Annotated in this window: 9 protein-coding genes; 8 read left to right on the forward strand and 1 reads right to left on the reverse strand. The window is 61.2% G+C overall.

The window, feature by feature from the left end; translation table 11 throughout:
* Window positions 1–306 precede the first annotated feature (306 nt).
* From K787_RS23195 to fabI, 4 genes are read left to right on the forward strand one after another with little or no spacing between them, the layout of a single operon-like run.
* A complete protein-coding gene (locus tag K787_RS23195; protein ID WP_022963382.1) occupies window positions 307–2,871 on the forward strand; it encodes a DUF3141 domain-containing protein in 2,565 nt (854 codons plus the stop codon).
* Window positions 2,868–3,806: a bifunctional enoyl-CoA hydratase/phosphate acetyltransferase gene (locus K787_RS0113755; RefSeq protein ID WP_022963383.1), complete on the forward strand. Its 939-nt coding sequence runs from the start codon at window positions 2,868–2,870 to the stop codon at window positions 3,804–3,806. Before K787_RS23195 ends, K787_RS0113755 begins: the two co-directional genes overlap by 4 nt.
* Window positions 3,803–5,011 carry an acetate/propionate family kinase gene (locus K787_RS0113760; RefSeq protein ID WP_022963384.1) on the forward strand — a complete coding sequence of 403 codons (1,209 nt, stop codon included), beginning with the start codon at window positions 3,803–3,805 and terminating at the stop codon, window positions 5,009–5,011. Before K787_RS0113755 ends, K787_RS0113760 begins: the two co-directional genes overlap by 4 nt.
* Window positions 5,008–5,790, forward strand: a complete 783-nt coding sequence (gene fabI, locus K787_RS0113765) for an enoyl-ACP reductase FabI (protein WP_022963385.1) — start codon at window positions 5,008–5,010, stop codon at window positions 5,788–5,790. Before K787_RS0113760 ends, fabI begins: the two co-directional genes overlap by 4 nt.
* Here the strand turns inward: fabI and K787_RS23200 are convergent.
* Window positions 5,787–6,977 (reverse strand): AraC family transcriptional regulator, encoded by a 1,191-nt coding sequence (locus K787_RS23200; RefSeq protein ID WP_022963386.1) that lies wholly within the window; start codon window positions 6,975–6,977, stop codon window positions 5,787–5,789. The two genes, fabI and K787_RS23200, sit on opposite strands and share 4 nt — an antisense overlap.
* A gap of 246 nt (window positions 6,978–7,223) precedes the next feature.
* Between K787_RS23200 and phbB the strand changes: the two genes are divergently transcribed.
* The 4 genes from phbB to K787_RS0113790 all read left to right on the forward strand — a co-directional run bounded on the left by phbB (window position 7,224) and on the right by K787_RS0113790 (window position 12,467).
* The gene (phbB, locus tag K787_RS0113775) at window positions 7,224–7,970 is read left to right on the forward strand and encodes an acetoacetyl-CoA reductase (protein ID WP_022963387.1); all 747 of its coding nucleotides are present in this window, start codon (window positions 7,224–7,226) and stop codon (window positions 7,968–7,970) included.
* Window positions 7,971–8,107: 137 nt separating this feature from the next.
* Window positions 8,108–9,808, forward strand: coding sequence for a class I poly(R)-hydroxyalkanoic acid synthase (gene phaC / locus K787_RS0113780; protein WP_022963388.1), 1,701 nt, complete (start codon window positions 8,108–8,110; stop codon window positions 9,806–9,808).
* Between the two features lie 70 nt (window positions 9,809–9,878).
* Window positions 9,879–11,372 carry an efflux transporter outer membrane subunit gene (locus tag K787_RS0113785; RefSeq protein WP_022963389.1) on the forward strand — a complete coding sequence of 498 codons (1,494 nt, stop codon included), beginning with the start codon at window positions 9,879–9,881 and terminating at the stop codon, window positions 11,370–11,372.
* 15 nt (window positions 11,373–11,387) lie between these two features.
* Window positions 11,388–12,467, forward strand: a complete 1,080-nt coding sequence (locus K787_RS0113790; RefSeq protein ID WP_022963390.1) for an HlyD family secretion protein — start codon at window positions 11,388–11,390, stop codon at window positions 12,465–12,467.
* Window position 12,468 lies beyond the last annotated feature (1 nt).

Below are 12,468 nucleotides of genomic sequence, written 5' to 3' on the forward strand. Positions count from 1 at the left end.
GGACACCGGCTCGACTGGCTTGCCGCACAACTACATAGCCTGCATTTCAGCCTTGCTTCCACACTTGACCTAAAACCGAATGGTGCGCGAGAGCTACCACAATGAAACCGACTCGCAGTTCGATTGTTGCTGTGCACAAAATTCTTTGCAAGCAATTTTTTTGCAGTGCAAAAATTTCTTGCCTGGAAAGAAACTATTCATTATAAAAAGAATATTCGCTGGAAAAACTGGAGATAGAACTACCGCTACTTGGTACCCAGCTCAGAAAAGCGGGCTTCTTTGAACAGGCAGACACAGGAGATAGCCATGGCTCAGGAAATTTTTTTTGCAAAGCGGGAAGACAGCTTTTCCTCATTCCACGGTCTGCTTAAGCATATGAGCGATCTGTATCGCCTGCATACGCAGATTCTGCTCGACGCCATCCGCCAACGCCAAGAACATATTCTCGCCCCGCTACACGCAGGCCAGTTGCGCCAGCCCAGCGCCGCCGAATACTGGGAATACCTAATTGATTCCGGCCAGCGCAGCCTGCTGTTCCTCGACACCCTGCGCCAGCGTGGCGACAACACCCTAGCCCATGAGCGAGAAGGCTATCCGCTCCTGCTGAAGTTCGAGCACGAGGTGCTGCTCGACGGCCTGGACCTACCCCGGCCGGCTAATTATTCCCTGCTGCGGATAATCCCCGGCGCCAACCAACCGGTCGACGACAGCCGCCAGCCGGTGATCATCGTCGATCCCCGGGGCGGCCATGGCGCCGGCATCGGAGGCTTCAAAGAGGACTCCGAAATCGGTGAAAGCTTGAGGGCCGGACATCCCACCTATTTCATCGCCTTCAGCCACTTCCCTGCACCGGGCCAAACGCTGGTCGACATCGCCGACGCCGAGGCCCATTTCATCGAAGAGGTACGCCGCCGCCATCCGGACACTGGCAAACCGGTGATCATCGGCAACTGCCAGGCCGGCTGGGCACTGATGGGCCTAGCAGCCGCCCGCCCGGAACTGCCGGGCCTAGTGATTATAAACGGTGCACCGCTGTCATATTGGGCCGGGGTCAACGGCAACAACCCTATGCGTTACGCCGGCGGACTGCTCGGCGGCGGCTGGATGACCCGCCTGGGCAGCGACCTCGGCAACGGCCGTTTCGACGGCACCTGGCTGGTCAGCAACTTCGAGAGCCTGAATCCAGCTAACACCCACTGGGGCAAGTACTACGACCTGTTCAGCCAAGTCGACGACGAAGCGCAGCGCTACCTCGACTTCGAGCGCTGGTGGGGTAGTCCAACCCTGCTCAACAGCGAAGAAATCGAGATGATCGTCGATGACCTGTTCATCGGCAACCGCCTGGCCGGCAGCGCCAGACGCAGGAGCAGCGCGGTCGATTTGCGGCAGATAGAGGCGCCGGTGGTGGTGTTCTGCTCCTACGGCGACAACATTACCCCACCACAGCAGGCGCTGAACTGGATCGCCGACGTCTACCCCAGCGACCTGGCCCTTCGTAGCACCGGACGCACCATCGTCTACCTGCGCCACGCCAGCATCGGCCACCTGGGCATCTTCGTCTCAGGCAAGGTGGCTCGCCGCGAGCACCGCGAGCTGCTCAGCGCCATCGACACCATAAGCGCCCTGCCCGCGGGGCTATATGAACTCATCATCGATGACGCGCCCGACTCGAACGGCAGCGAGGCTGCGGGATACACAGTACATTTCGAGCGGAGGTCGATCGTCGATATCCTCGACCACGACCAGGACGGCCGCGACGACGAACGCGAGTTTGCCCTGGTCGACCGGGTCTCGGAACTCAACAGCACCCTCTACGACTGGGTAGTACGCCCAGTGATGCGCCAACTGATCAACGAGCCCCTGGCGGAAGTCATCCGCAAAGCACATCCTTTTCATCAGCAACAGGTGCTCTGGAGCAGCCTGAATCCGCTGCTCTGGTGGTTGCCAGGCACCGCCAAACAAGTGCGCGACAACCGTCAGCAAGTGTCCGCTGCCAATCCACTGCTGGCCTGGCAGATGCTGTTCTCCAGCCTTGTCGAGGCCCAATTGGACAGCTACCGCGGCATCCGCGACGCCACCCAGGAACTGACCTTCCATGGCCTATATGGTGGCCTGAGCACTCTGACCGGCGGGCAAAAGCCGCCGAACCTGCAGGATCGCGTCGTGGAGCAGGATCAGGCGCTGGTGGTGCATCTACATAAAGCCCTGCCCCATGGCGGCAAGCTGGAAGCGTTGGCGCGCATCATGTTTCTGCTCGGACGCATCAGCAGCAAGATCAGCAAAGAGCGGATCGAACGCCTCATTCAACAAAGCCGCAGCCTGTTACAGCAGTTCTCCCTTGATCCAACCACCCTGCGCGATACCATCCGCCTGCAGGGGCTGCTGGTCTTTGCCCACCCTGAGGAGAGCCTGAGCAGCCTGCCGCAGCTGCTAACCACTGCGGATGAACGCCAGCAGGTATTAGATAGCGCCCTTCATTTAGTCCCGGAGCTGCAGACCTCCGAAGGTGATCTGGGCACATTTTGGCTCGAACTGCACCAGTTGCTCGAACGCCCCCTACCCGATTTCGTCCTGGCCGAAGCCCCCGTTGAGGCCTCCGTCAAGACGCAGACGCAGGCCGTAGCCCCTCCCCATTCGCCAGCACCGACCAGCACCGACAGTGTCAGCGCCGCCAAAGCTGCCAAGGCGCCCAAGGTAACTACCGCTCCAGTAGCGCCGCCAGCGACAACACCCCATGCTGCCAAGGCAGCGGGCACAACCAGAGCCAAACCGGCGGCGTCCAAGGTCAAGACCAAAAGCAAGGCAGATAACCCCCTGCAGACCAAGCCAGCCCCAGTCAAAAAGCCGGGCAAGAAAGGCGAGACGGAATGAACCAGGATCATTACCAGGGCTTGCTAATGCGTTGCGCTGGCCTCGCCCCGGTGCCTACTGCTGTGGTTCACCCCTGCGAGCCCCGCGCCCTGCAGGGTGTGCTGGACGCCGAGGAGGCAGGGCTGATCACGCCGATCCTGATCGGCCCGCGGCGCAAGATCGAAGCTACCGCCGCCGCAGTTGGCCTGGATATCAGCCGGTTGCCACTGGAAGCCGTGGAGCACAGCCATGCTGCGGCCGCCAGGGGCGTCGAACTGGTGCGCGAAGGGCGCGCCGAACTGCTGATGAAAGGCAGCCTGCATACCGATGAACTGCTGCAGGCGGTTACCGCGCGCAACACCGGTCTACGCACGGCACGACGCCTCAGCCATGTGTACGCAATGAACGTGCCGAGTTATCACAAGCCGCTATTCGTCACCGATGCGGCGGTGAACATCTTTCCCAGCCTGGATGACAAGGCTGATATCTGCCGCAATGCCATCGATTTGCTACATGTGCTTGGCATCGAGCGGCCCAAGCTGGCGCTGCTGTCCGCAGTGGAAACCGTCACCGCCAAGCTGCCCTCGACCCTGGAGGCGGCGGCGCTGGTGGTCATGGCGCTACGCGGGCAGATCGAGGGCGGGCTACTTGATGGCCCGCTGGCCTTCGACAATGCCATCAATGCCGAGGCCGCGCGGGTCAAGGGCATACGCTCGGAAGTCGCCGGCGACCCGGACATCCTGCTGGCCCCGGACCTGGAAGCTGGCAATATCCTCGCCAAGCAACTGATCTACCTGGCAGGTGCCGAGGCTGCCGGCATCGTCCTCGGCGCCCGGGTGCCAATCATCCTCACCAGCCGCGCCGACGGGCCTCGGGTGCGTATCGCCAGTTGCGCCCTCGGCGTGCTGTTGGCCGAAGCACGGCGAATGGCGCTAGCGGCGCAGGCGCTGGCATGAGTTCAAGGCAGGACGAGTTAATCATCACTGTCAATACCGGCTCGTCGAGCGTCAAGACCGGCCTGTTCGTCGGCCGGCGCGGCGAACACAGCCCGCAGCTACTGGCTCGCGGCAAACTGGATGGCATCGGCGTACAGCCGCGGCTGAAGGTCATCCGTGCCGATGGCAGCGGCGTGCAGGACAGGTCCTTCAGCCTAAGCCAAGTAGGCGATCTGCAAAGCGCGTTCCTGCAGGTTTACCAGGCCCTTTGCGCGAGCGTTGATGGTCGGCAGCCGACGTTAATCGGGCATCGGGTGGTGCACGGCGGCACGGCATTCTGCGCCCCGGTCGCCATCGACCAGTGCGTGTTGAAGCAGTTGCGCCAACTGGAACCGCTGGCGCCGCTGCACCAGCCGCACAATCTGGCGGCGATTCAGATGCTACTCGACAGCCAGCCGGACCTGCCCCAGATCGCCTGTTTCGACACTGCCTTTCATGCCGGGCGCAGCCCGCTCAGCCAACTGTTCGGCCTGCCCTACGCCCTTTACCAGCAGGGCATCCGCCGCTACGGCTTCCATGGTCTGTCGTTCGAATATGTCAGCCAGCGTCTGGCCAAGCTGGCGCCAGCGGTCGCGGGCGGCAAGCTGGTGGTCGCCCATCTGGGCAATGGCTCCAGCCTGTGCGCCCTCGACGGCGGCAAGAGCATCGAGGTGACTACCGGCTTCAGCGCCCTGGACGGCCTGCCCATGGGTAGTCGCTGTGGCGCGCTGGACCCCGGCGTGCTGCTGCATCTGCTCGATCGCGGTGAAGATGCGCGCAGCCTGGAAACACTGCTCTACCGCCAATCCGGCCTGCTCGGTCTCTCTGGGGTGAGCAGCGACATGCGCGAACTTCGCGCCAGCACCAAGCCGCGGGCACGGATGGCAGTGGACTATTTCGCCTATCGCATTGTTCAGGAGGTCGGTCGCCTGGCCGCCAGCCTCGGCGGCCTGGACGCCCTGGTGTTCACCGCCGGCATCGGCGAGAAAGATGCCGAACTGCGCGCCCAGGTGGTCCAGCGTTTGGCGCCGCTTTTCGGGCTGGCATTGGACGATGATGCCAACCGCCGGCATGCAACCCGCATTGAAGCCAGACACAGCGCCCGGCTGATCTTTGTTATTAGCACCGACGAGGAAAGCATGATCGCCCGTCACACCTGGCGCCTTCATCGGGAGAGAAATACATGACCAATTACCCGCAGACCCTGTCTCTGGCGGGTAAGCGCGGCCTGGTAGTCGGCATCGCCAACGTCGAGTCGATCGCCTGGGGTTGCGCCCGAGCACTACACGACTTGGGCGCCGAGCTGGCGATTACCTGGTTAAACGACAAAGCCAGAGTGCACGTCGAACCGTTGGCCAACCAACTGCAGGCCAGCCTAAAGATGCCGCTGGATGTCAGCCGCGACGGCGATCTGGAGCGGTTGTTCGAGTGTATCCAACAGCAGTGGGAGCGGCTCGACTTCATCGTCCACTCCCTGGCCAGCGCGCCCAAGGATGAGCTGCGTGGCCGGCTGGTGGACAGTTCCAGCGCCGGCTTCCTGCAGGCCATGGACGTATCCTGCCACTCCTTCATGCGCATGGCGCGGCTGGCCGAGCCAATGATGAACAACGGCGGCTGTTTAGTCACCATGAGCTATCAGGGCGCCAACAATGCCGTCGAAGGCTACGCCCTGATGGGGCCGATCAAGGCCGCGCTGGAATCCAGCGTGCGCTACCTGGCCAGCGAACTGGGGCCACAGGGCATCCGCGTGCACGCGATCTCTCCGGGCCCGATGCCGACCCGGGCAGCTTCGGGACTAAGAGACTTCGACAAGCTAGTGGACCAGGCCATCGCCCATTCGCCACTGCGCCGGCTGGTCACTCTGGAAGAGGTCGGCGGGCTTTGCGCCTGGCTAGTCAGCGATGCCAGCCGCGGCCAGACCGGCGGCGTCCATTTCGTCGACGGCGGGCTGAACATCCTCGGCTAGCTATGACGCCTTCCCAGAACCCCGCGCTGGAGGCCGGAGCGCTGACGATTCTCTACACCATATAGGTGGTGTTCCGCAGCATGGGGCGTCGTTAAGAGCCCAGCGTGATCGTTTCGGGTTTCAGCAGCATCGGCCTGATCGTCTGCCTGCTGAGCCGCGCCTGAAGAAAGCCACGGAGTCTCCTCCCGCTGGCTGGCCCTATAGCGCCCCGGAGGCACGCCGAACCAACGCAGGCAGGCCTTGTGGAAACTGCTCTGCTCGAGGAAACCGAGCGCCTCGGCCACCTGCGCCAGGCTGCAGGGCGAATGGCACAGGTAATAGTCGGCCAGATGACGGCGCACGTCGCTGAGCACCTCCTTATATTGCATACCTTCGCGCTCCAGCCCCCGTTGCAGAGTGCGCTTGCTGATGCACAGCGAGTTCGCCACCGCCTCCATGTCGCACCGGCCCCGCCCCAGATTCTCGACCAGCAGGGCACGCACTTGGGCGACCAGGGAGCTGCCGCACAACAAGCTGAGGTGGATCTCGGCAAAGCTCTCATGGATCATTGCCAGCGTGTCATTAGCCGTGCTCAGCGGCGCCCGCAGCTCCTGCCGATCGAACAGGATGCTAGTCTGGTTTGCGCCGAACCGCAGCGGGCAATCGAACAGGCGTTGATGCTCGGTAATGTCCTGCGGCTCAGGATAGTCGAACTCGATGGCCAACGGCTGGGGTAGTTTGCCGCCGGTCAGCCAGCGGCAGAAGCCCAGCAATGACGCGATCACGGCATCCCGGTATTGCCTTGGCATGGGCATAGCAGACTCTGGGCATTCTATGGCAACCAGACGCTGGCCTTCAGGTTCTAACGTAAAAAAGACGGTAGACCCGGTGCTTAGCAACGGCACGAAATGCACCAGACGTTCCAGCGCACCTTTCAGATTCGAACTGGACATCATCACGTAACCGACCAGATGAAAGCTGCCGGGCAAGAAATGCGCGTAGGCCTTCAGCCCGATGTCTGGATTGCCAGACTCGATAACCGCCAACTCCAACAACCTATAGACGACCTTGCGTTTCAAGCAAGCATCGGCCTGCTTCAACTGCTTGATATCCAAGCCGGCTTCGCGGCATAGGCGAACCGTATCCAGGCCTTCCGCCAGGAATGTGTTAACTAGAAGCTCGGCAAAACCGGTGCTTATCCTGTACATGACATTCTCAACAAACTAGGAGAGAGTTATGCGGTCGCTTACGCAACCACATAACCCCATATTAGACGCCTCGCGCCCAGTTCTGTTGATCCAGATCAACAGAAACTTGCTGCACTCCCGCTTATGTCAAAAAACGCCAAGAATGGCGTACAAAGACAACGCAGAGTCGCTCAAGAACATTCCCCCACTGAGTGCCCCGCCGTATGGTATTCAGCAACGAATTCAAAGCTTCATTGAGGATCCAACATGGATGTTACGAACCGCATCGCATTGGTAACCGGTGGCATGGGTGGCATCGGCACGGCCATTAGCCAGCGCCTGCACAAGGCTGGCTTCACCGTGATCGTCACCTGCACCCCCCACTCCAGCCGCAAGAACGCCTGGATTGCCCAGCAATTCGAACTCGGCTACTCCTTCCACTGCGTCGAGTGCGACATTGCCGACTGGGAAGGCACCCGCCAGAGCTTCGAGCTGATACGCGAGAGCATCGGCCCCATCGACGTTCTGGTCAACAACGCAGGTATCACCCGCGACGCCACATTCCGCAAGTTGACCCCAGAAGACTGGAATGCAGTGATCACCACCAACCTAAGCGGTCTGTTCAACACCACCAAACAGGTAATCGACAGCATGCTGGCCAAGGGCTGGGGGCGGATCATCAATATTTCCTCGATCAATGGCCAGCGCGGCCAGTTCGGCCAAACCAACTACTCCGCAGCCAAGGCCGGGATTCACGGTTTCACCATGGCCCTGGCGCGAGAAGTAAGTGGCAAGGGGCTGACCGTGAATACCGTTTCCCCCGGCTACATCAAGACCGACATGACTGCGGCCATCCGCCCAGACATCCTCGAAGGCATGATCGCCGACATTCCCGTTGGTCGCCTTGGTCAGCCGGAAGAAATCGCCTCCATCGTCGCCTGGCTGGCTGCGGAGGATTCCGCCTATGCTACCGGCGCAGACTTCTCGGTGAACGGCGGCATGAACATGCAGTAATACCGCGACGCCAGGGCATGCTTCCCGCCTCGTACCTCAGCGGCGCGATAGACATGTCACGCCGCGCTTGCTGCATCGTGCTCTTTAGTAGGAGCTCGTTTGCGTTTCTTACAGAACTCATTCCGCGGATCGAATCTATGGATAACGTGCACGCTTTCAGCCAGTACTGGTCAGGCCAAACCCCGTTCTTCGCCAGTTTCGCCCTACAGCAGTTGCGCCTGTGGGTCAGTCACAATCCCTGGTTCGACGGGCAAGAGCACGACCACTGGTTCGATGTGCCTGCCGAGAGTCTGCAACAGCTGCAAAATGAGTATCAGCAGGGCTGGGCCAGCCTCGGCCAGCAACTGCTGACCAGTCAACCCTTCACCTTCGATGACCGGCGCTTTGCCAGTGACAACTGGAGCGAACCGCTGTTCGGCTCGTTGGCCACCTTCTATTTGCTTAACTCCAGCTTCATGCTGAAACTGCTAAGCTTGTTGCCGATTGAGGAAGAAAAGCCACGCCAGCGCTTGCACTATCTGGTCGAGCAGGCGGTCGCCGCCAGTGCGCCGAGCAATTTCCTGGTCAGCAATCCTGATGCATTGCATCGTATTATCGAAACCCAGGGCGCGAGCCTGTTCACCGGTTTGCTGCAACTGCGCAGCGACCTACAGGAAGGCAAGCTACGCCAGTGCGATCAGGGCGAATTCCAGGTCGGCGACAACCTGGCCATCACGCCGGGCGACGTGGTATTCGAGAACGACCTGTTCCAGCTCATCCAGTACCGGCCGCTTAGCGAAACTCAGTACCAAAAACCCCTTTTCATCGTTCCTCCGGCGATCAACAAGTACTACATCCTGGATCTGCGCCCGGAGAACTCGCTAGTTCGCCACCTGCTGAAACAGGGCCATCAGGTATTTCTAATGTCCTGGCGCAACTTTGGCCAGGAACAGGCCAGCCTGACCTGGGACGAGCTGATCCAGGAAGGTGTCATCAACGCCCTGCGGGTAACACGGGCAATCAGCGGCGAGCGGCGGCTGGGCTGCTTGGGCTTCTGCATCGGAGGCACCCTGTTGAGCACCGCCCTGGCGGTGCTCGCCGCCCGCGGAGACAAGGACATCGCCAGCCTGAGCCTATTCGCGACCTTCCTCGACTACCTAGATACCGGACAGGTCAGTGTGTTCGTCGATGAGCAGATGGTCGCCTATCGCGAGCGCACCATCGGTGGCCAGGGCGGCGCCGTTGGCCTGTTCCGCGGCGAGGACATGGGCAATACCTTTTCCCTGCTGCGGCCCAACGACCTGTGGTGGAACTACCACGTCGACAAATACCTCAAGGGCCAGAAACCGGTCCCGCTGGATCTGCTATTCTGGAACAACGACGCTACCAACCTGCCCGGCCCGATGTACTGCTGGTATCTGCGCCACACTTACTTGCAGAACGACCTGAAGTCCGGCGATCTGGACTGTTGCGGGGTCAAGCTGGACCTGCGCGCCATCGATGCGCCGGCCTACATACTGGGTACTCACGACGATCACATCGTGCCCTGGCGCAGCGCCTATGCCAGCACCACCTTGCTGGGTGGCAGTTGCCGCTTTGTGCTCGGCACCTCCGGCCATATCGCCGGGGTAATCAATCCGCCAGCCAAGCAGAAACGCCACTACTGGACGCTCGATCAGGTACCGAAGGATCCCGATGCCTGGCTCGCAGCAGCCGAGCAGCATCCTGGCAGTTGGTGGAACGACTGGTTCGCCTGGCTGGCTAACCATGCCGGCGAGCGGCGGCCCGCCGTCGAGCATCCCGGCAGCGCCGAGTATCCCGTTGTCGAACCTGCCCCTGGCCGTTACGTGAAGCAGTAGAGGGTAATCCAGAAGAGGACCGACGAGGCAGCAACACTCTATTCAACCAGTACCAGCACGGAACCTGATCATGCCCCAAGCTTCACCCTTTTTTCCCGAGTTCAGGCTGCGCACTGCCTCGCTGACACTGAGCGCCGTTATATTGACTGGTTGCATGTCACTCGCACCCGCTCCTGATACGCCGCCACTGCCGGTGCCCAATGTATGGCCTGATTATCTTGTCTCAGCCGCAAGCGGTGCCAACGCAGGCGAGCTTGCCTGGCAAGCGTACTTCACCGACCCCCTGCTCCAACGCCTGATCGAAACTGCGCTGGAGAACAACCGCGATCTGCGTCTGGCCGCGTTGCGTGTCAATGAAGCCAGCGCCGCATTCCGCATCCAGCGTTCAGATCGGTTCCCTGCCGTAGGGCTGGGCGTTCAGGGCGGGCGTGGCCGAGTTCCCGGGGACCTTAATGTGACAGGTCGGTCACAAGTGAACAGCGAATACCGGGCCGAGGTGGGCCTGAGTAGCTGGGAGCTGGATCTATGGGGCCGGGTACGCAACCTGGAAGCCGCCGCCCTGCAAACCTGGCTGGCTTCCGATGCGGCCCGTCAGGCCGTTCACCTAGCGTTGATCGGCCAGGTGGCAGATGGTTATCTTGGCTTGCGCGAGATGGACGAGCGCGTGACCATTGCCCGCCAGACCGTCGCAACGCGCGAGGAGTCCTATCGTATTTTCCGGCGCCGGGTCGAGGTCGGTTCGACCTCAAAGCTGGATCTCACACAAGTCCAGACCCTGCTAAACCAGGCTCAGACGCTGCTGACCCAGCTTGAGCAAGCTCGCGCTACACAGCGTCACGCGCTTGCGCTGTTAGTAGGCGCCGACCCTGGCCCACTACCTGCCAGGGCGCCCTTCGATGAAACGACGGTGCTGGCCGACCTCCAGGCAGGTCTGCCCTCGGAATTGCTCATCAGCCGACCGGACATTATTTCCGCAGAACACCAATTACGTGCCAGCGACGCCAACATCGGCGCGGCCCGCGCGGCATTCTTCCCGCGCATTGCGCTGACAGGCAGCTTCGGCACCGCCAGCGCCGACCTTGATGGCCTGTTCGATTCCGGCAGCCGGGCCTGGACCTTCGCCCCCACCGTGTCGCTGCCCATCTTCGATGGCGGTAGACGGCGTGCCAACCTGGAACTGAACGAGGTACGTCGCAACATCGCCGTTAGCGGATACGAGAAAACCGTTCAAACGGCGTTTCGCGAAGTGGCCGATGCATTGAGTGCCAGGCAGTGGCTGACTAAGCAATTGGCTATTCAGCAAATCAATCTGGATACGCAAAGCGAACGCGCACGGCTGGCCCAGTTGCGCTATGACAACGGCTCTGCCGCTTATCTGGAGGTACTGGATGCCCAACGTGAACTGCTGGGTGCAGAACAACAGTTGATACAGGCACGCCGCGCACTGCTGTCCAGTCAAGTGGCGCTCTATGCCGCGCTCGGTGGTGGCTCTCAGGTTACGAGCAGCAGCGCACCGAGCGCTGTCTCGACGCCCACTCCCACATCCTCTGAATCAACCCGTTAAGGCGTGCCCGAACCCATGACTATCTCACCTTCCCTCAAGAAAAAGCTCCTGATCAGTGTCACTGCTGCGTGCATTGTCGCGCTGGCCTGGTGGGGCTGGACGAAGTTTGCCGACAACGGCCTCGGCGATGGCTTCGCCAGCGGTAATGGTCGAATCGAAGCCACCGAGATTGATATCGCCACCAAACTGGCCGGCCGCATCGAAGACATCCTGGTACGTGAAGGCGATTTCGTCACAGCGGGCCAACCTCTAGCCAGGATGCAGCTGGAAACACTGGATGCACAGCGCAACGAAGCCATGGCTATGCGACAACAAGCTGAGCATACGGTGACCGCCGCTCAGGCTCAGGTAGCCTTGCGCGAGGCCGAGGTCAGCGCTGCACTAGCACTGGTCGGTCAGCGCGAGTCAGAACTTGATGCGGCAAAAAGGCGCCTGAAGCGTTCGCAGACCCTGTCGAGCGAAGGCGCCGCATCGATGCAGGAACTGGATGATGATCAGGCGCGGGTAAGCGGCGCGCAAGCCGCCCTTGCCGCTACCAAAGCCCAAGCCGCCGCTGCCCGCGCGGCAGTTGAAGCCGCTAAGGCACAACTGGTTGGCGTACGCTCGAGTGTGTCCGCCGCCACCGCCACTATAGAACGCATCGAAGCCGACATCCGCGATAGCGAACTGCGCGCTCCCCGTGATGGACGGGTTCAGATACGCGTGGCACAACCCGGCGAAGTGCTTGGTTCGGGTGGGCGCGTGCTGAACCTGATTGACCTGTCGGACGTCTATATCACCTTTTTCCTGCCCGGCACCGTAGCTGGGCGCATCGGCATAGGCTCTGAGGTGCGCATCGTCCTGGATGCTGCACCCGAGTACGTCATTCCAGCGGCCGTCTCATTCGTGGCCAGCACTGCGCAATTCACCCCCAAGACGGTGGAAACTGCCAGCGAGCGGCAGAAACTGATGTTTCGCGTGCGCGCACAGATCTCGCAGGAACTACTGCGTGAACACCTGGACCAGGTCAAAACCGGACTGCCCGGTGTGGCCTGGGTTAAGCTCGACGCCAACATCGATTGGCCGGAAAACCTCTCTATTCGCCTGCCGGAGTAAG

The sequence above is a fragment of the Halopseudomonas pelagia CL-AP6 genome (genome assembly GCF_000410875.1).
Taxonomy (GTDB): Bacteria; Pseudomonadota; Gammaproteobacteria; order Pseudomonadales; family Pseudomonadaceae; genus Halopseudomonas; species Halopseudomonas pelagia.

Excerpts from the sequence above, each read along its gene's own strand:
- K787_RS23195 (WP_022963382.1), top strand. The coding sequence starts at position 307 with ATGGCTCAGGAAATTTTTTTTGCAAAGCGGGAAGACAGCTTTTCCTCA.
- phaC (WP_022963388.1), top strand. The coding sequence starts at position 8,108 with ATGGATAACGTGCACGCTTTCAGCCAGTACTGGTCAGGCCAAACCCCG.
- phbB (WP_022963387.1), top strand. The coding sequence starts at position 7,224 with ATGGATGTTACGAACCGCATCGCATTGGTAACCGGTGGCATGGGTGGC.
- K787_RS0113755 (WP_022963383.1), top strand. The coding sequence starts at position 2,868 with ATGAACCAGGATCATTACCAGGGCTTGCTAATGCGTTGCGCTGGCCTC.
- K787_RS0113785 (WP_022963389.1), top strand. The coding sequence starts at position 9,879 with ATGCCCCAAGCTTCACCCTTTTTTCCCGAGTTCAGGCTGCGCACTGCC.
- fabI (WP_022963385.1), top strand. The coding sequence starts at position 5,008 with ATGACCAATTACCCGCAGACCCTGTCTCTGGCGGGTAAGCGCGGCCTG.
- K787_RS0113760 (WP_022963384.1), top strand. The coding sequence starts at position 3,803 with ATGAGTTCAAGGCAGGACGAGTTAATCATCACTGTCAATACCGGCTCG.
- K787_RS23200 (WP_022963386.1), bottom strand. The coding sequence starts at position 6,977 with ATGTACAGGATAAGCACCGGTTTTGCCGAGCTTCTAGTTAACACATTC.
- K787_RS0113790 (WP_022963390.1), top strand. The coding sequence starts at position 11,388 with ATGACTATCTCACCTTCCCTCAAGAAAAAGCTCCTGATCAGTGTCACT.